The organism is Rhizobium sp. CSW-27, assembly GCF_018760785.1.
Classification (GTDB): Bacteria; Pseudomonadota; Alphaproteobacteria; order Rhizobiales; family Rhizobiaceae; genus Neorhizobium.
Genome location: NZ_JAHHZO010000007.1, coordinates 77,281 through 94,672, shown reverse-complemented (window position 1 = coordinate 94,672; position 17,392 = coordinate 77,281). Strand labels below are relative to the sequence as shown.

At 63.5% G+C, this 17,392-nt stretch carries 17 protein-coding genes; 3 read left to right on the top strand and 14 right to left on the bottom strand.

Annotated elements, in window-relative coordinates:
• Window positions 1-101: 101 nt before the first annotated feature.
• The 3 genes from KLP42_RS14940 to KLP42_RS14930 all read right to left on the bottom strand — a co-directional run bounded on the left by KLP42_RS14940 (window position 102) and on the right by KLP42_RS14930 (window position 3,260).
• On the bottom strand, window positions 102-1,340 hold the full coding sequence (locus tag KLP42_RS14940) for an amidohydrolase family protein (RefSeq protein WP_215567545.1): 1,239 nt from the start codon (window positions 1,338-1,340) through the stop codon (window positions 102-104).
• Window positions 1,341-1,354: 14 nt separating this feature from the next.
• Window positions 1,355-2,881, bottom strand: coding sequence for a gamma-glutamyltransferase family protein (locus KLP42_RS14935; RefSeq protein ID WP_215567822.1), 1,527 nt, complete (start codon window positions 2,879-2,881; stop codon window positions 1,355-1,357).
• Window positions 2,882-2,960: 79 nt separating this feature from the next.
• Window positions 2,961-3,260, bottom strand: coding sequence for a hypothetical protein (locus KLP42_RS14930; RefSeq protein ID WP_215567544.1), 300 nt, complete (start codon window positions 3,258-3,260; stop codon window positions 2,961-2,963).
• On the opposite strand from KLP42_RS14930, the gene KLP42_RS14925 reads away from it, so the two are divergent.
• From KLP42_RS14925 to KLP42_RS14915, 3 genes are all read left to right on the top strand, one after another.
• Window positions 3,253-4,401 carry a mandelate racemase family protein gene (locus tag KLP42_RS14925; RefSeq protein WP_215567543.1) on the top strand — a complete coding sequence of 383 codons (1,149 nt, stop codon included), beginning with the start codon at window positions 3,253-3,255 and terminating at the stop codon, window positions 4,399-4,401. The genes KLP42_RS14930 and KLP42_RS14925 overlap by 8 nt on opposite strands.
• An 8-nt stretch (window positions 4,402-4,409) precedes the next feature.
• Window positions 4,410-5,039, top strand: a complete 630-nt coding sequence (locus KLP42_RS14920) for an SGNH/GDSL hydrolase family protein (RefSeq protein ID WP_215567542.1) — start codon at window positions 4,410-4,412, stop codon at window positions 5,037-5,039.
• Between the two features lie 79 nt (window positions 5,040-5,118).
• The gene (locus KLP42_RS14915; protein WP_215567541.1) at window positions 5,119-6,717 is read left to right on the top strand and encodes an ABC transporter substrate-binding protein; all 1,599 of its coding nucleotides are present in this window, start codon (window positions 5,119-5,121) and stop codon (window positions 6,715-6,717) included.
• A gap of 267 nt (window positions 6,718-6,984) precedes the next feature.
• Here KLP42_RS14915 and KLP42_RS14910 read toward each other — a convergent pair whose 3' ends face one another.
• The 11 genes from KLP42_RS14910 to KLP42_RS14860 form a co-directional block, all read right to left on the bottom strand.
• Window positions 6,985-7,758: an ABC transporter ATP-binding protein gene (locus KLP42_RS14910; RefSeq protein WP_215567540.1), complete on the bottom strand. Its 774-nt coding sequence runs from the start codon at window positions 7,756-7,758 to the stop codon at window positions 6,985-6,987.
• Window positions 7,758-8,591, bottom strand: coding sequence for an ABC transporter ATP-binding protein (locus KLP42_RS14905; protein ID WP_215567539.1), 834 nt, complete (start codon window positions 8,589-8,591; stop codon window positions 7,758-7,760). Before KLP42_RS14905 ends, KLP42_RS14910 begins: the two co-directional genes overlap by 1 nt.
• 4 nt (window positions 8,592-8,595) lie before the next feature.
• Window positions 8,596-9,480, bottom strand: a complete 885-nt coding sequence (locus KLP42_RS14900; protein ID WP_215567538.1) for an ABC transporter permease — start codon at window positions 9,478-9,480, stop codon at window positions 8,596-8,598.
• The gene (locus KLP42_RS14895; protein ID WP_215567537.1) at window positions 9,477-10,502 is read right to left on the bottom strand and encodes an ABC transporter permease; all 1,026 of its coding nucleotides are present in this window, start codon (window positions 10,500-10,502) and stop codon (window positions 9,477-9,479) included. Before KLP42_RS14895 ends, KLP42_RS14900 begins: the two co-directional genes overlap by 4 nt.
• A 270-nt stretch (window positions 10,503-10,772) precedes the next feature.
• Complete coding sequence (locus tag KLP42_RS14890) at window positions 10,773-11,525, bottom strand: FadR/GntR family transcriptional regulator (protein ID WP_215567536.1); 753 nt, start codon at window positions 11,523-11,525, stop codon at window positions 10,773-10,775.
• Between the two features lie 240 nt (window positions 11,526-11,765).
• Window positions 11,766-12,710, bottom strand: a complete 945-nt coding sequence (locus tag KLP42_RS14885; protein WP_215567535.1) for an alpha/beta hydrolase — start codon at window positions 12,708-12,710, stop codon at window positions 11,766-11,768.
• Window positions 12,711-12,800: 90 nt separating this feature from the next.
• Window positions 12,801-13,235, bottom strand: coding sequence for a GlcG/HbpS family heme-binding protein (locus tag KLP42_RS14880; protein WP_215567534.1), 435 nt, complete (start codon window positions 13,233-13,235; stop codon window positions 12,801-12,803).
• A 25-nt stretch (window positions 13,236-13,260) separates the two neighbouring features.
• Entirely contained in the window at window positions 13,261-14,028 is a 768-nt protein-coding gene (locus KLP42_RS14875) for an ABC transporter permease (RefSeq protein WP_215567533.1), read from the bottom strand.
• Window positions 14,025-14,795: an ABC transporter permease gene (locus tag KLP42_RS14870; protein ID WP_215567532.1), complete on the bottom strand. Its 771-nt coding sequence runs from the start codon at window positions 14,793-14,795 to the stop codon at window positions 14,025-14,027. The genes KLP42_RS14875 and KLP42_RS14870 overlap by 4 nt, the downstream gene beginning before the upstream one ends.
• Window positions 14,792-15,577: an ABC transporter ATP-binding protein gene (locus KLP42_RS14865; RefSeq protein ID WP_215567819.1), complete on the bottom strand. Its 786-nt coding sequence runs from the start codon at window positions 15,575-15,577 to the stop codon at window positions 14,792-14,794. The genes KLP42_RS14870 and KLP42_RS14865 overlap by 4 nt, the downstream gene beginning before the upstream one ends.
• Before the next feature lie 43 nt (window positions 15,578-15,620).
• Window positions 15,621-17,366 carry a thiamine pyrophosphate-binding protein gene (locus KLP42_RS14860; RefSeq protein WP_215567531.1) on the bottom strand — a complete coding sequence of 582 codons (1,746 nt, stop codon included), beginning with the start codon at window positions 17,364-17,366 and terminating at the stop codon, window positions 15,621-15,623.
• Between the last annotated feature and the right edge of the window lie 26 nt (window positions 17,367-17,392).

Here is a 17,392-nt window from a genome sequence, read left to right as displayed (position 1 = left end):
TTGCCTCCACATCGTGGCCATGTGGATTGATAAAACGCAAGTCTCGTGCCAAGCGCCTGCTACGCGGTCACGATGCACGGGGGCAGATGCCGTCAGCCGTGTCAGACCGGATGGAAAACGGCGGGCCAGCCGTTCCAGAAGCTTTTCCTTCCCGCCTTCCAGCCGCCGACCACGCGGCTCACCTCGCGCACGGCGCCGGCGGGCTCGGGCGCATCCAGCAGCACGATGGTTGCCTCGCAACCGACCTCCAGCCTGGCAGGTCCTCGAGAGCGGCTGACGATCCGATCCGGCAGTGATGTCACCATGTTGAAGGCAAGCGTCATATCCTCCTCACGCGACAGCTGGGCGACATTGGCAAACAGATTGGCCATGCGGAGCAGCGAGGCGTCGCCATAGGGAGTGAAGGGGTTCAGCACGTTGTTGGTGGCAACGGCAGTGATGACGCCCTCTGCCGCGAGGCGATGCAGCGGTGCGACGCCGCGCGGCGTCAGAACCGGCGTCTGGCGTCCGGTGAGAAACAGATCCGTTGCCGGAAGCGCCACCAGTGCGATGCCTGCCTGCGCCAGTTGCCGGCCGATCGCCTCGACCCGTTCGGGCGGCATTGCGGAAAGATTGGTGACGTGGCCGATGGTGACCCGGCCACCCCAGCCCCGGCGCAACGTTTCGTCGATCACCGCCGGCAGATTGGTTGCGTCCGGATCAAGGTCGAAATCGAGATGAAAATCCACGTCGACATCGTGTTTCTCCGCCAGATCGAAAATCGACCGCACATGCCGGGCCGGATCGGGATCGGTATAGGGACAGCCGCCGACCAGATCCGCCCCCTCGCCAAGCGCGCGGTCGAGCATGGCAAGTGTCTCCGGCTCCTGCGTCAGACCTTCCTGGGCAAAGGCGCAGAGCTGAATGTCGAGGGCGAAGGCAAAATCCGCGCGGATGCGCTTCAGTGCGACGAAGGACCGGAAACCGGCACGCGGATCGATTTCGACGAAGCTGCGCATGGCGGTCGTGCCATGGACGATCGCCTTCTCCACCACGGCGGCGGCGCGACGATAGACGTCCTCCTCGGTGAAGCCCGCCTTGGCTTTCGCCGTCTCGCGCACGGCCTCGGCAAGCGTACCCTCGCAAATGCGGCAGCGACCGAGAATGCAGGCCTTGTCGAGATGCACATGCGCGTCGGTGAAGCCGGGAAAGGCAAGCGCTTTCCGCGCATCGACCTCTTCCACCGCCTCGCAGCGGAGATGTGACGCCATCGCGGCGATGCGGCCGTCGCGGACTGCGATGTCCAGCAGATCCGGCCCTGTTGCAAGACGTGCATTGCGGATGACGAGATCGAAGATCATGGAATGCCTATTGTTCAGGATGCGATGGCGCCGCCATCGCTGCGGGGATCGTGTGCGCCCTCGATCCTGCCATCGTCGTGGATGCGAATGATACCCGCCTGCCCGCCCAGCGGGCTGAGCGGCTCGAGATCGGAAACGACATGTCCCCTCGCCGCCAGGCTCCCAAAGACCGCCGCACCGGCATTGCGCTCCAGCTTCAGCGTATCGCGGCCGTCGGAGAAGGTCCTGCCGAGCAGGAAGCGCGGCCGCGACAGCGCCGCGGCGGGATCGAGATGATGGTCGATGAGCAGGCTGAGCAGAAGTGCAAGCGTCTGCGGCTGGCCATCGGCGCCCTGCGTGCCGTAGAGCAGATGCGGACGCCCGTTCTTCAGCGCAAGGCCGGGATTGAGCGTGTAAAACGGTCGCTTGCCGGGTTCCAGCCGGTTGGGGCTTGCCGGATCGAGGCTGAACGCCGCCCCGCGGTTCTGCCAGAGAATGCCGGTATCGCCCACAACGATGCCGCTCCCCCAATCAAAATAGATGCTTTGCAGCACACAGGCCACGCGCCCCTGCGCATCCACGGCTGCGAGGAAGGCCGTATCGCCGTGGCGATGGGCGTGCGGCCAGGCGAGAGCGTGAACGGGATCGATCGCGCCTGCCTTGGCGGAAAGCCGCATCGGGTCAAGGAGATCCTCCAGAGCGCCGGGGACGAGGAAATCCGGATCGGCGATCGCGCCGCGATCGAGAAAGGCCTGCTTCACCGCCTCCACCAGATGGTGATAGAAATCGGCGCTATCGCTCGCCATCGTGCCCGGCGCCAGTCGACCCAGCACCCCCATGATGCCAAGCGTGGTAAGGCCCTGCGTCGGCGGCGGCGGGGCGCAGAGCGTCAGGTCCCGGTAGGCGAGCTGCACGGGAGCTTCGAACCGTGCCTCGGTGGCCGCCAGATCCCGCGCCGTCAGGGGCGAGCCTGCGGCAGCAAGCCCCGCAGCAATGTCGGCGGCAAGCGCCCCCTCATAAAATTCCCGGGGTCCGTGCTCGGCAATCCGCCGCAGAGTGCGGGCCAGCGCCGGCTGCCTCTGCACCCCCTGCCCGCTGAAAACGGGCTCGAAGCCCCGCCATCCTGCACGCTCCGCCGCACGAAAATCCCACCAGAAGCGTTGGGACGGGCTGACGGTGAAACCGTCTTCGGCCAGTTGAACGGCGGGCTCCAGCAACTGTGCCAGCGACCGCCTGCCGCCCCATTCTTCACGCGACAGCGCCAGCAGCCTGCCCCAGCTTTCGACGAGGCAGGCGGATGTCAGCATGGAGGCGGCGCCGCGCGGCGGAAGCTCCTTGATGCCCGAGATATCCTGGGCCGACTGGCCGATGCCGAGCAGCGTCGTCACCTGACCCTTCGCATCCGACAGCATCCAGACCGCATCGCCCCCCAGACCGCAGAAATGCGGATAGACGACCGAGAGCGCCGCGCCGGCCGCAACCAGCGCCTCGATGGCATTGCCGCCCGCCTCCAGCACCGCATGTCCCGCCTCGCCGGCCTGCGCATGCGGAGCAACGATCATCGTGCTGCTGCCGCGGGCATCTCGACCGCCCTGCCGCCTGTCCGTGCCGTCCTGCCCGTCCGTCATCGTCCTCGATCCATCACTCTGCCCCGCTCGGCAGCGAGCTGCCACGCCCGAAGACGCGCCGAGTCTCTCGCACTGCAACAAACACTTGTGGAGCATGCAGCGCAGCCGGAGACAAGAAGCCTGCGCTTGCACCGACGGTGACGCCATCGCGCTCAAGACGCAAGACGCGCGCCAACATGGTCAGGATCTTGAAGATGTCTTCGTGCGGCAGACAACTTGTCTGGACAGAATTTGACAGAAATCCACAAACCTGTATAACAGAAATGACAACTAGGCAGTTGCCATAGCTGATTGCAGGTAGATTGATGATCATCACAGAGGTTTCCACGCGCGTTTTCCGCACGACGACCCGCCGCCACTCCGACAGCGCGGGCCACGCCCATCCCGGTCCGCCGCATCAAGTGGAGCAGGCAATTCTGACTGTCCGGACAGAAGATGGCCACGAGGGCCATTCGTTTACGGCACCGGAAATCGTGCGCCCTCACGTGATCGACAAATTCGTCAAGAAGGTTCTGATCGGGCAGGACTGCAGGGATCGCGAACGCCTGTGGCAGGATCTCGCCCATTGGCAGCGTGGCTCCGCTGCGCAGCTGACGGACCGGACTCTGGCGGTGGTGGACTGCGCGCTATGGGACCTTGCCGGCCGCGCGCTCGGGACACCTGTATACAAGTTGATCGGCGCCTATCGCGACAAGGTTCTCGCCTACGGGTCGATCATGTGTGGCGACGAATTGCCGGGCGGTCTGGCGACACCCGAAGACTACGGCCGTTTTGCGGAAACGCTGGTCAAGCGCGGCTACAAGGGTATCAAGCTGCACACCTGGATGCCGCCGGTCAGCTGGGCACCGGACGTCAAGATGGATTTGAAGGCCTGCGCCGCCGTCCGCGAGGCGGTTGGTCCCGACATCCGACTGATGATCGATGCGTTTCACTGGTATTCGCGCACCGATGCGCTGGAACTGGGCCGTGGGCTGGAAAAACTCGGCTTCGACTGGATCGAGGAGCCGATGGATGAACAGTCGATGTCGTCCTACAAGTGGCTTGCAGATAATCTGGACATTCCGGTCGTCGGGCCGGAAAGCGCGGGGGGAAAACACTGGCACCGCGCGGAATGGGTCAAGAACGGTGCCTGCGATATCCTGCGCACCGGCGTCAACGATGTCGGCGGGATCACGCCCGCCCTGAAGACGATGCGCATGGCCGAGTGCTTCGGCATGGAATGCGAGGTGCACGGCAACACGGCCATGAACCTGCACGTGGTCGCCGCCTCGAAGAACTGCCGCTGGTATGAGCGCGGATTGCTCCACCCCTTCCTGGAGTATGACGACGGGCATGATTACCTGAAATCCCTGTCCGATCCGATGGATGCGGATGGCTATGTGCATGTGCCGGACCGCCCGGGCCTCGGCGAAGACATCGATTTCGACGTTATCGAGAACAACCGCGTTCGGTGAGGGTCGCAATGAAGACGATCCTGGCCTTCGGAGACAGTCTGACCTGGGGTGCCGACCCGGTGACGGGCCTGCGCCACCCGCCGGAATTCCGCTGGCCAACGGCGCTGGAAGACCGGTTGGGAGATGGCTTTGACGTCATCAGCGAGGGTCTCGGAGGCCGGACCACCTGTTTCGATGATCATACCGGCCCGGCAGACCGGAACGGCGCGCGCAGCCTCGAAGTAGCGCTTGCCTCGCACATGCCGCTCGATCTCGTGATCATCATGCTGGGAACAAACGATCTGAAGCCCGTCCATGGCGGGCGCGCCGAGGCTGCGTTTTCCGGCATGCGCCGCCTTGCGCAGATTGTCGATGGCTTTCCCTACAAGCCGCGCAACGCACGGCCGAAGCTTCTGATCGTCGCGCCGCCGCCGTGCGTGCCGGGGCCGGAGGGCGCCCCGGCGGGAGGCCGCAGCATTCGTGAGTCCGAACGGCTCGCGCCACTCTTTCGCATGGTCGCGGAGGAAAGTGGCGCCTTCTTCTTCGATTCCGGCACGGTCGCCAGGGCGTCGGCCGCGGATGGGGTTCATCTCGACGCACAGGCCAGCATGGCAATCGGTCACGCCCTGGCTCAGCCGGTGAACAGCATTCTTGCATGAGCGGATCAGGTCCGTGGAGGAACGGATGGCCTGCCGCATGATCAACGGTCGCGCCATCAGCGCGCACATGGGAGGTAACATGAAACATTTCTTTGCAACTGCCGCATTGGGCGCGCTTCTGCTCGGAGCCGTGCCGCTTCCAGGCTTTGCCGAAACCCCGAAGGACCAACTGGTGGTGGCGACCACCATGAACAACATCCTGACGCTGGACCCGGCCGCCATTACCGGCCGTGAAACGGTGCAAGTCCTGAACAACGTGTATGACACGCTGGTGATGCTTTCGCCCGAGGACCGCAGCGTGCAGCCGCGCCTGGCCGAACGCTGGGAGATCGCCGCTGACGGCCGCTCGATCCGGTTTCACCTGCGCAAGGACGCCCGCTTTGCATCCGGCAATCCGGTCACGGCAAAGGATGTGGCCTGGAGCCTGAAGCGCCTCCTCGTCCGCAACCTTGCGCAGTCGTCCTTCCTGAAAACGCGCGGCTTCAAACTGGATGCAGCCGACAAGCTGTTCGTCGTCGAGGATGATCATACCTTCGTGCTCAACCTGCCGCAGCCGGACGACCCCAATCTCATCCTGATGATCCTGGCGCAGAACGGACCGGGATCCGTGATAGACAGCAAGACGGCCCTGGAGCATGAGAGGGATGGCGATCTTGGCGGCGCATGGCTCACGCTGAATTCCGCGGGGTCGGGCCCCTACACGCTCGGGCAGTGGAAATCCAACGAATACATCATTCTGACCCGCAATGACGGCTACTGGGGCGAAAAGCCGGCCATGCGCCGCATCCTGATGCGCCATCTGCCGGAATCGCAGTCGCAGCGACTGATGCTGGACAAAGGCGACATCGACGTTGCCTATTCGCTGCAGGCACCGGATCTGGCCGCCCTGGAAAAGGACGAGAGCATCGTCATCCAGTCCACGCCCGGCTCCGGTTTCTACTACCTTGCGGTCTCCATGAAGGATGAACGCTTCGCCAAGCGGAAGGTGCGTGAGGCGCTGCGCTATCTCATTGATTACAAGGGCATCAACGAGGCCATAATGCCCTATTACGGCACGCTGCACCAGCGGCCGCTGAGCACGGGCGTGATGGGTCAGCTGCCCGATCAGGGCTATGTGCTCGACGTGGAAAAGGCAAAGGCACTGCTGGCGGAGGCGGGCTATCCCGACGGCTTCGAGACGACGCTGCGCGTTCTCTCCGAAGACCCGTTCCTGAAGGCGGCAACGGCCATCCAGAACACGCTCGCTCAAGCCGGAATCAAGGCCAGCATCATCAGCGGCTCCGGAGACCAGATTTACGGCGCAATGCGCGATCGCAAGTTCGAACTGCTCGTGGGCCGTGGCGGTGGCGGGCAGCAGCCGCATCCCGACAACAATCTGCGCTCCATGGCCTATAATCCGAACAATGCGGACGAAGCCAAGCTGACGAACTATCAGAGTTGGCGCACCAGTTTCTTCGACGAGAAACTGAACACCCTGATCGAACAGGCGCTCGTCGAGCGTGATCCTGCCAGACAGGCCAAGCTCTATCAGGGTATCCAGACCTACATGGATGAGCTTGTCATGCCGATCCAGCCGTTCTCGGAGGTGATCGACACCGCAGCCTATCGCGCCGACGTCAAGGGCATGATCGTGAGCCCCTGGCTATCCCGCTTCGAAAAGATCACCAAGACCCGTTGAGCCGTCAGATCCTTCCTCCCTGGCGGTCCAAGGCAGGGCGCGTGGCAACACGCGCCCATTCTTCATGATGGCCTTGTGCGCGAAGGTCGAAAGGCAAAAAGTGCCGATAAGGGCTGGTTTTTGCCCGGTCGATCCGACCGAACGGTCAAAAGAAGACAAAGAAGACCCGGCGCAAAGGCCGGGCAGGTCGTGAACAGAGGCGGGCGGACGTCCCGAACAGCTGAGGGCAAGCTTCGCCCCCGGTTGAGGATGCCCTTGACGCTCGGGTCAGCCCTGCGCCCGGCGGGTGCCTTCATAGGCCAGCGAGGCGCCGACAAGCTCCCGCGCATAAGGATGCGTTGCCTGATTGCCCGCAATCGCATCGCGCGGCAGAACCTCCGCCACCTCTCCCAGCAGCATGACGGCAAAGCGATCACACATATGATCGACGACCGCCAGGTCATGCGTGACCATGATGTAGGTAAAGCCGCGCTCGTCCCGCAACCGTTGCAGCAGATTGAGAATTTCCGCCTGCACGGATACATCGAGCGCCGAAGTCGGCTCATCGAGCAGGAGCAGCGATGGCTCCAGAATCAGCGCCCGGGCAATCGCGATCCGTTGCCGCTGGCCTCCCGACAGCTGATGAGGAAAGCGATCGAGAAAGGACACCGGCAGGCCCACGTCGGTGATGGCCCTGCGCATGCGGTCCTCCCGATCATCGAGCTTGTGGATCGCCAGCGGCTCATGAAGCACCGTGCGGACCGATTGGCGAGGATGCAACGACCCGTAGGGATCCTGAAAAACCATCTGCAGCGTGCGGCAGCGTTCCCCCAGAGGAATCTCGCGCACGAAGCGTCCGCCAATGCGGATCTCTCCCTGCCAGAAATCCGTCAGCATGGAAATGCAGCGCAATACCGTCGATTTTCCGGAACCGGATTCCCCCACCAGACCGAAGCATTCGCCCGGCTGCACCGCAATCGAAACGCCCGGAAGCACCCTGACGGCCTGAGGGCCGGAACCGAAAACGATCGACAGATCGTGCACGTCAACGGAGACTGACATCAGGCATTTTCCTCCAGCCATTCGGGCTTGCGGTCGAGAACCGAAAGCGGCGCGCGCGGTCCGCCGATACGGGGCTGGGCGGCCAGCAGTCCCCGCGTATAGGGATGCTCCGCCCTTTCCAGGTCACCTGCCTTCAAGGTTTCCACCACCTGGCCCGCATACATGATGAGCACGCGGTCGCAGAAATTGCGGACCAGATTGAGGTCGTGGCTGATCATGATCAGCCCTATGCCGCGGTTGCGCACCAGATTGTCAAGAATGTCGAGCACCTGAAGGCGAACCGTCACGTCAAGCGCAGAGGTCGGCTCGTCGGCGATCACCAGATCGGGATCGGCAAGCAGCATCATGGCGATCATGATGCGCTGGCCCATGCCGCCCGAGACTTCGTGCGGATATTGCCTGTAGACGCGCTCCGGATCGCGGATCTTGACCGCCTCAAGCATGGCAAGCGCCCGCTCGCGGGCTTCACGCCGGCTGCATCTGAAGTGCCTGAGGTAGGTTTCCGACACCTGATCGCCGACCCGGCGGATCGGGTTCAACGAGAATTTCGGATCCTGCAGGATCATCGACATGCGACGTCCCCTGATCTTCAGCATCTCGCGTTCCGAAAGAAGGGTCAGGTCGACATCCTCGAACCGCAGCCGGTCCGCGGTGATGGTCGCGCCCGGCAAAAGCTTGAGAAGCGCGCGGCCGACCGTTGACTTGCCGGAGCCGCTTTCGCCGACAATGCCCAGCCGCTCGCGCCCGAGGGTGAAGGAGACGCCGCGCACCGCCTCGCGCGCGGCTCCACCATAACGGATGCGCAGATTGCTGACGTCAAGAAGCGTGTCCATGGGCTCACCGCCTGTTCATCTGCTTGGGGTCCAGCGCATCGCGCAAACCATCCCCCAATAGGTTGAAAGCGAGGCTGACGCTCAGGATGGCCAGCCCCGGATAGGTCACCAGCCACCAGTTGTCCAACATGTAGCGACGACCCGTGGCGATCATTGCACCCCACTCCGGCAGCGGCGGTTGCGCGCCGAGCCCCAGGAAGCCGAGACCGGCCGCCGTGAGGATGACGGTTGCCATGTTGAGGGTGAGCCGGATCAGAACGGAGGGAAGACACATCGGCATGATCGACTTCACGATGATGCGCAGGCGTGACGCGCCCTGCAGCCGCGCGGCGGCAATGTAATCGGCGTTGCGGAAGGTCATGGCTTCCGCACGCGCCAGACGCGCGATCGGCGGCCATGAGGTCAGCGCGATGGCAACGATCGCGTTGTTCAGGCTCGGCCCGAGGGCAGCGACGAAGGCCAGCGACAGAATGAGGCTCGGAAAGGAGAGAAAGATGTCGGTGATGCGCATCATGACGGTATCGAACCTGCCGCCGAGATAGCCGGACGAGGTTCCGATGACGAGGCCGATCGGCCCAACCACGATGGAGACGAGGAAGATGATCGTCAGCGTGATGCGTGCACCGAAGACGAGACGGCTGAAGATGTCGCGGCCAAGTTCGTCCGTTCCGAACGGATGCCCCTGCCCCGGGGCCTGCAGCGTGTTGCCGAGGTCCTGAACATAGGGATCGTGCGTTGCAAGCCAGGGCGCGAAAACCGCGGCGAGAACAAGCAGGGCCAGCACCAGAAGGCCGAAGGCCGAGGTCGGACTGCGCAGGAGGAACAGCACAATGTTGCCGAGCGCCCGCAGGCTGGCGGGCATGCGAATGGAATGGGTCATGTCAGTCATGAACGGGTCCTCGGGTCTAAGACGCGGTAGAGGAGGTCGGACAGGAGGTTAAGCCCGATGAAGATGACACCAACGATGAGAACGCAGGTCATCACGGCATTCATGTCGCCGATGATGAGATTGCTGGTGAGATACTGGCCGAATCCCGGCCAGGCGAAGACGGTTTCAATGAGAACCGCGCCCTCCAGAAGGGAGCCATAGGCAAGCGCCACGATGGTTACGAGCTGCACCCGGATATTGCCGAATGCGTGCAGCCAGATGGTCTGCGCCTGCGAAAGGCCCTTGACGCGGGCGGTCGTCACATATTCCTGATTGAGCTGGTCGAGCATGAAGCTGCGCGTCATGCGAGTGATATAGGCCGCAGACGAATAACCGAGCAGGCAGGCCGGCAGGATCACGTGGTTGACGGCAGACCAGAAGACATCCATCTCTCCGGCCAGAAGGCTGTCGATCAGAAGAAAGCCGGTCCGTTCCTCGACAAGGCCGATGTAGAACTGGTCCATGCGCCCGCTGCCGCCAACCAGACCCAGATGGGCATAGAAGACGATCAGGGCAATCATGCCGGTCCAGAAGATCGGCATGGAATGCCCGGTCAGGCTAACCACCCGGATGGCGTGATCGGGCCATCGATCCTTGCAGACGGCAGCGAGAACGCCCATGGGGATGCCAAGCAGGGCCCCGATGATGATCGCGAAGGTCGCGAGCTCGATGGTCGCCGGCATCACATGCAGAATATCCTGGATGACGGGCTGGCCCGTCCGGATCGAGGTCCCGAAATCGCCCGACGCCACATCCCGGAGATAATAGAGGAACTGCTCCCAAAGCGGACGATCCAGCCCGAGGTCGCGATAGACCTGCTCATAGGTCTCCCGTGTGGCATCCTCGCCGACCATGGCCCGAACGGGATCCGCCGGCATCAGGCGACCGATGAAGAAGGTCAGCATCAACAGACCGAGAAGGGTCACGGCGACGCTGCCGATCTGCCCTGCAGCCCGCTGGATGCGTAGAGTAAGGAATGACATGGATCCTCCACATGGTCGACGCTCCTCATGCGGCAACCCGCTCCTGTCATACAGGTTAGAGCAAACCTGTCACAGGCTTAAGAAGGTGTCAAGTGAAGCGATCACCGAATGACGGCAGCGCATCCACAACGGCCTGTGCGGGCACGCGAATGGTACGAAGGCGCGGCGCGAGGACACAGGAGAGCGGCGGCCAAGCCGAACGGGCGGACCGTCCCGCGAGATCGGAACGTCGAAAAGAGATGCCGCCGATCCTGGATGACAGACGCCTGATCAGACAGAGGCAGCGCTGGCGCCGGTACTCTGCGATCTCAGAAGCACGCGATAGCGTTCCAGGCTGCCCTTCAGATGCGCGCGCATGTGAGACCGGGCCAGTTCCGGGTCACCTTCGATGATGGCATCGACAATCTGCGCATGTTCTTCTCGCAGATGCAGATTGTAGTCTTTCGGCCGGCTTCCGGGAGGCGAGCCCTGCAGATCGCCACGCGGGATGATGCCGGTTCGGATCAGTCGCAAGAACTCCGGAAAGCGCTTGTTCTGGGTGGCTTGTGCGATGGTGAGATGAAAATGGAAGTCCGCGTCGCGTGTGGGCGCTCCCGCCGCCAAACAGTCGGTCACGACGCGATGGGCCTCGACGATTGCCTCGATCTGGGTGGCCGACCGCCTGGACGCGGCAAGACCCGCCGCCTCCACCTCGAAGACCGTGCGCAGTTCGAGAAGTTCGATCACGGACGAAATGCGTTCGATGTTGAGGTCCTGGAACGGCTGTTCGACGGCAGCCTTCACGTCGAGCGCAAAGACCCCGGCGCCTTTGCGTGCCTCGACGAGGCCGTCTGCACGAAGGATCGCAATGGCTTCGCGCACGACGGTGCGGCTGACGGAATATTCTCGGGTCAGCGCACTTTCGCTGGGAAGCTTGTCTCCGGCCCGAAAAACGCCGGATGTCAGGTCTCGGCGCAAGGCCGAACTGATCCGGAACGCCAACGATTTGTTCGGCTGCACGCCCGCTGTTGCCGCAGTGTCCATCGCAGTGCTCTTCCCCGATTACCTGTCAGGCATGTTTACGCGAGACACGGGGAATTGCCTAGACCCAAATCGGTATGGCGAGCACCGCCTTCCATCCCGACGAGGCTATGACAGTCGCCGGCGACACCGGTGACGATGTGCAAAACGGATCCTGCAAGCCGGAGTGCAGACCCTCAGGATGGCGCAGGGCGCGGCGGAAGCGGGCGGTGTCGAACCGCGAGCCTCCGCCGCACCCATCAATCACTTTGCGAGGTTTTCCCGCATGAATTCAAGGATATCCGGGCCCAGGCTTTCATCCGCCGTGCCGAAATGCTCGATGATCGAAATGTGGTTGTGTCCAAGTGCCGTCTTGTAGACGGGCAGCTTCCCGTCCCGCTCGAAAAGGGCGTCGAGAAGCCGCTTGTTCTGCCGCTGGATCGAAGGCATGTCGTTTTCCGCCACCGCCATGAACACCGGCAGCTTGCGACCGCCGACGTGCCGGATGATCGACATCCGCGGGTACTGGCTGGCATCCTCCCCGTAATAGACCTTGTCCTGCGGGCCGAGATCTTCCGAATCCGCCGTCGGAATGGAAATGAGGATGAGGCCGCGCACCCCGTCATCGCCACTGGTCGCAGAGGTGATGAAGCCATAGGTCGCGGCATGGGTTGCCCCGGCCGAATTGCCGGAGACGAAGATGGATTGCGCATCACCGGCATGGAGGGACGCATTACCGCGCAACCACGAAACCGCCTTGGCAACATCCTCACCACCCGAGGGGAAGTGCGCCTTTGGCGCGAAACCGTAGTTCATCAGGGCAGTCACGATGCCGTGCTGCCCGAAGTAATAGCCGAAATGCGCCACATCCTGCTTGTCGCCCCGCACGAAGCCACCGCCATGGGCAAACAGCAGGATCGGCAACCTCGCGCCGGAGGCCGCGTTCGTCGGCACATAGAGGTCAAGCTTCTGCCTCTCGCCATCGCCATAAGCGATGTCCCTCGTAACGGTCACCCCATCCTTCGAGGCTGCCTCATGCAGCGGATGGTAGAGTGCGGTGACGCCCTTCACGACATCGGGGCCAAGCCTGTCGCCAAAGGCGCGAACACCCTCTCCCACCTCGGGCTGGTTCGCCGACATTTGCGCCCGGGTTGCCGGCGCAAGCACAATGGCTGCCAGAATGGTCAGCACGCCCAAAACAGATCGCATGTTTTCCTCCCTCATGCCTGAAACATGTCAGGGCCTGATGCGGATCTTCCGCAGCGCGCCAGCCTGTCGACGCGCCGCGAAGGACCGTGATCAAATGAGGCCCTTCGGTGCAGCCCGGAAGCCGGCCTTTTCAATGCCGGCGATGGCGCAGATCTCGTCATTGTCGCCGATGTCTCCGGAAATCCCGACGGCACCGATCACGATACCTTCCGCGTCGACCACGAGAACGCCGCCCGGCGAGGGCACCATGCGTCCGCCGCTGACGGTGGACAGAACGGTGATGAAGGCGGGGTTCTTCGCCGCGCGCTCCGTCAGTTCACGGGTGCCAAAGCCCATGCCGAGCGAACCCCAGGCCTTGCCATAGGCGATATCGAAGCGGACGATGCCGGCGCCATCCTCGCGCCTATAGGCAATGAGGTGGCCGCCGGCGTCGAGCACGGCAACGGCCAGTGGCGCCAGGGAACGGGCGCGCGCCTCGACAAGCGCGGCATCGATGATGGTGGTGGCATCTCTCAGTTTGAACACGTGTCTCTCCGATAATCAGTGAACGTTAACGCGCGGCGGCCTGCCAGCGCAGCAGCCGTCGCTCGGCCATCGAGAGCAGACGGCTGCCGACCAGGCCGATTGCGCCGAGAATGACGATGCCGGCAAACAAATCCGCCGAACGGAAACTGCGGCTGGCCAGCAGAATGCTCTGGCCAAGCCCCTCGCGGCTGGCCAGCATTTCGCCGACGACCGCAAGAATCAGGGAAATGGTGAGGCCGAGCCTGAGGCTGGCAAGGATCATCGGCAGGGCGCTCGGCAGGGCGAGTTTCCAGATCACCTGCAGACGGTTGAGGCCAAGGACGGCACTCACCTCGTAAAGCCGGGGCTCCATCGCCGAAAAGCCGTGGATCGTTGCAAGCAGCATGGGCCAGAGCGCGCCAAAGGCGATGACCACTAGCACCATCTGGTCGGAAAAGCCGAGAAAGGCGATGGCGATCGGGATCATGGCGGAAGCTGGCAGCGGTCGCAGCAGTTCCAGCGTCGGTGCGATGAAGACACGCGCGCGGCGTGATATCCCGATCAAGGCGCCCAGCATGATGCCGACGAGCGAGGCGAGAAGCCAGCCGAGCAGCATGCGCTGGATCGTCTCGACGGTCTGGGCCAGAAGCGGGCCGCCGGCAAGGCCTTTCACCAGCGCGGCCCAGGTCCGTTCAGGGCTTGGAAAGAAAATCGGCGAGACGAGCTTCGCATCGGTGACCGCCTTCCAGACGAGGATAAAGGCCGCAAGGCCCAGAATCCCCAGCACCAGCTTGCGCATGGAAAGATGACTCATCGTGTTTCTCCCCTGGAAAAGGCCGGGAAGAACCGGCGCTGCACCGCGTCCAGCATCAGGCTGACCAGCCAGCCGATCGCCCCGATCCAGATGAGATAGGCAAACATTTCCGCCGGTCGCAGCGCCTGCTGCGCCATCATGATGCCGTATCCGAGACCGAAGGGGTTGGCGGTGATCTCCACCGTCACCGCGACGACGAGTGCATAGCCGGCGGCAAGCTTCAGCGACATGAAGAGTTGCGGCAGGATGGCGGGCAGCACGATCTTCGTCAGTCGGGCAGAAAAGCGAAGTTGCAGCACGGCGGAGACCTCCATCAGCCTCGGCTCGACGTCCTTGACGGCGGCTCTCGCCAGGACGACCGAGGGCCAGAGCAAGCCAAGGGCAATGATGACGATCTCCATGCGCGCGCCAAAGCCCAGCAGCATCATCACCACCGGAATGAGCGCGACCACGGGCACGGGCCGCAGCAGTTCGATCGTGAGATCCAGCAGGTCATCGGCCAGACGAAAGAGCCCCAGCACGACACCGAGCAGCGAGCCGGCGCACACGCCCAGCACGCAGCCGCAGAAGGCAGCCATCAGCGTGTCCTGTGTGGCGCGCATCAGCGATCCATCCGCCAGGATGGAGAAAAAGGCCGAAACGATGGCAAGGGGGCTTGCCAGACTGTCGCTTTCCAGTTGCGTGACGGTGGCGGCGATCTGCGCGACCAGTATAACGGCAACGGGAAGCAGGGCGGCCCGCCAGCTGTTCCTCAGCACCGCTTTCATTGGTGATCATCCTTGATGAGATCATAGAGTTCGCGCCGGAGACGCAGGAATTCCGGATCCTCCCGGGTCACGAGTTGGTCCCGCGGTCGCGCCAGCCGCACATCCACCATGCGGCCGACGCGGCCCGGATTGGGCTGAAGGCAGACGATGCGGTCTCCCAGATAAATCGCCTCCTCCAGATCATGGGTGACGAAAACCATGGTGGCACCGGTCGTGGCAACCAGCGAGAGCACTTCGTCCTGCAGCGCCTGGCGGGTCATCGCGTCCAGCGCGCCGAAGGGTTCGTCCATCAGAAGAACCTTCGGCTCCTGCGCAAGGCACCGGGCAATCTGAAGGCGCTGCTGCATACCGCCCGACATTTCCGAAGGGTATTTGTCCGCATGGCGGCCGAGACCGATCTTTTCCAGAAGCTCGCGGATGATCGCCGGCCTCTCCTTGGCCGGGCAGCCGCGCGCCTCGAGCGCCAACGACACGTTTCCGGCCGCCGTCCGCCAGGGCAGAAGCGCCTTGCCGTAATCCTGAAAGACGATTGCCACCGAACGATCCGGGCCGCCGAGCACCGATCCATCCAGCTCGACGGCACCGGAGGTTGGCCGCGCCAGGCCCGCCAGCATGCGCAGCAGGGTTGTCTTGCCGCAGCCGGACGGGCCGATCACGCAAATGCTTTCACCCGGCGCAATATCGATGCTGATGCCGCCGATGATCTGCAAGGCGCCATAGGAGAGGGTGACGTCCCGGATACGGATGCGGGGCTCATCGGCGCGCAAGACCGAACCTGCCATCTCATTCCGTCCGGCCTGAAGGATCGCCTGGGTCATGGCCATGTCAGGCTCCTTTCACGAGCGCGGCATGCGGACCGGCGCCCGTACCTTTTGGATAACCATAGGCATTCATCCGCGCGAAATATGGCATGCTGGGATGCGCCTCGAAACGGACGCGGCAATCGATCACCGCCGGAAGGCCGGACCGCATGGCCCGCTGGAGCGCCGGCTCCACCTCGTCCACCGCCGTCACCACCTCGCCATGGCAGCCGAAACCGCGGGCAATCGCCGCGTAATCGGTGCCCTCCAGATCGCTGCCGAAGGAGAAGTCGAAACTCTTGCGCTGGCCCATCTTGATCACGCCCCAGGAGGCGTTGTTGTGGATGATGTTGATGATCGGCAGGCCGTAACGCCGTGCCGTATCGAGTTCGGAGAGGGTGAAGCCGAAGGCGCCGTCGCCGCAAATGTTGAACACGGGTCGTTCGGGATGGAGCAGCTTCAGGGCCACGGCATAGGGCGTTCCAAAGCCGAGCTGGCACATGCCGGGCTCGTGAAAGCGCGTCCGCTCCACCACGGCCGGCGTCAGATCATTGCTCCAGAACGAGGTATGGCCGCCGTCATAGGCAATCAGGGCATCCTCCGGCAGCAGTTTGCCCAATGCGAGGCCAAGGCGTGCCGGGTGCATGACCGCGCCCTCGTCGCGGGCCATTGTCTCGAGCTTTGCCAGATATCCGGCATGGACACCGCGCAGGTGAGCGAGCCAGCCGGAGCAATCCGTCCTCGGACGGGCGGTAAGCGCCGCGATCAGGTCCTCCAGCGCATCGGCCGCATCGGCCCAGATGCCGAGCGCGTGGGGGCTGTTGGCGCCGAGGCTCATGGGATCGATATTGACATTGATGAGCGCTGCATCGCCCTTGCTCAGCGCACCGCCGTCGTCCCACAGCCAGGACGAAAACCGGCAGCCGATCGCCAGGATGACATCCGCCTCCCTGAACGCCGCCTGGATGGCGTCCCCGCCGATGATGCCGCCCTGCCCGATGAAATAGGGCGAGTTTGACGGCACGGTGCCGATGCCCATCTGCGTCGTCAGCGCCGGCGCCTGGACGAGGTCCATCAGCGAACGGAACAGATCGCCGCCATTGGCCGACACCACGCCACCGCCCGCCACCAGCAGCGGGCGCTTCGCCATAGCAAGCATCTCGGCGGCGCGGGCGATCTGTGCCGCCGGCGCACGCGGACCTTTGACCGACCGATACTGTTCCGGCGCAAGGGCAAAAGCAGCTTCGTCGAACGGGAAGCGACCGCCGAGGATCTCCTGCGGCACGTCGAGGTGAACGGGTCCCTTTCGCCCCGTCAGCGCCTGACGGAAGGCATCGCGCACCAGATCCGGCAGCCTGCGCCCATCGTGAACCACCGCACTCCATTTGGTGAGCGGCTTCAGCAGTGCATGGGTATCGAGATCCATGAACATGCCGCGGTTCGGATAGGAGGCGGCGAGATGATTGTTGGAGGTGATCAGCAGCAGCGGCAGATTGTTGTTGAAGGCCGTGCCGAGCCCCCCGACCAGATTGGAGGATCCCGGTCCCATCTCGCCGAGCGCCACGCAGACCCGTCCGCTTGCGGCGGCTACCGCGGCCCCCATCAAAGGGCCTGCCGCTTCGTGGCGAACGCCCAGATAGCGGATCGAAGGCTCGCGGGAGATGGCGTGCAGCAGCGGATTCAGCTTGCCACCCGCAATCCCGAAGACGAAGGGAACGGCTTCCGGAACAAGCAAACGGGTCAGCGCCTCGGCGCCGGTCATCTCAATCATGATACCACCTGTCTAAGGAAAGAAGC

Excerpts from the sequence above, each read along its gene's own strand:
- KLP42_RS14930 (WP_215567544.1), bottom strand. The coding sequence starts at position 3,260 with ATGATCATCAATCTACCTGCAATCAGCTATGGCAACTGCCTAGTTGTC.
- KLP42_RS14900 (WP_215567538.1), bottom strand. The coding sequence starts at position 9,480 with ATGACTGACATGACCCATTCCATTCGCATGCCCGCCAGCCTGCGGGCG.
- KLP42_RS14860 (WP_215567531.1), bottom strand. The coding sequence starts at position 17,366 with ATGATTGAGATGACCGGCGCCGAGGCGCTGACCCGTTTGCTTGTTCCG.
- KLP42_RS14905 (WP_215567539.1), bottom strand. The coding sequence starts at position 8,591 with ATGGACACGCTTCTTGACGTCAGCAATCTGCGCATCCGTTATGGTGGA.
- KLP42_RS14940 (WP_215567545.1), bottom strand. The coding sequence starts at position 1,340 with ATGATCTTCGATCTCGTCATCCGCAATGCACGTCTTGCAACAGGGCCG.
- KLP42_RS14865 (WP_215567819.1), bottom strand. The coding sequence starts at position 15,577 with ATGGCAGGTTCGGTCTTGCGCGCCGATGAGCCCCGCATCCGTATCCGG.
- KLP42_RS14935 (WP_215567822.1), bottom strand. The coding sequence starts at position 2,881 with ATGATCGTTGCTCCGCATGCGCAGGCCGGCGAGGCGGGACATGCGGTG.
- KLP42_RS14925 (WP_215567543.1), top strand. The coding sequence starts at position 3,253 with ATGATCATCACAGAGGTTTCCACGCGCGTTTTCCGCACGACGACCCGC.
- KLP42_RS14890 (WP_215567536.1), bottom strand. The coding sequence starts at position 11,525 with ATGGACACTGCGGCAACAGCGGGCGTGCAGCCGAACAAATCGTTGGCG.
- KLP42_RS14895 (WP_215567537.1), bottom strand. The coding sequence starts at position 10,502 with ATGTCATTCCTTACTCTACGCATCCAGCGGGCTGCAGGGCAGATCGGC.
- KLP42_RS14870 (WP_215567532.1), bottom strand. The coding sequence starts at position 14,795 with ATGAAAGCGGTGCTGAGGAACAGCTGGCGGGCCGCCCTGCTTCCCGTT.
- KLP42_RS14885 (WP_215567535.1), bottom strand. The coding sequence starts at position 12,710 with ATGCGATCTGTTTTGGGCGTGCTGACCATTCTGGCAGCCATTGTGCTT.
- KLP42_RS14910 (WP_215567540.1), bottom strand. The coding sequence starts at position 7,758 with ATGTCAGTCTCCGTTGACGTGCACGATCTGTCGATCGTTTTCGGTTCC.
- KLP42_RS14920 (WP_215567542.1), top strand. The coding sequence starts at position 4,410 with ATGAAGACGATCCTGGCCTTCGGAGACAGTCTGACCTGGGGTGCCGAC.
- KLP42_RS14875 (WP_215567533.1), bottom strand. The coding sequence starts at position 14,028 with ATGAGTCATCTTTCCATGCGCAAGCTGGTGCTGGGGATTCTGGGCCTT.
- KLP42_RS14915 (WP_215567541.1), top strand. The coding sequence starts at position 5,119 with ATGAAACATTTCTTTGCAACTGCCGCATTGGGCGCGCTTCTGCTCGGA.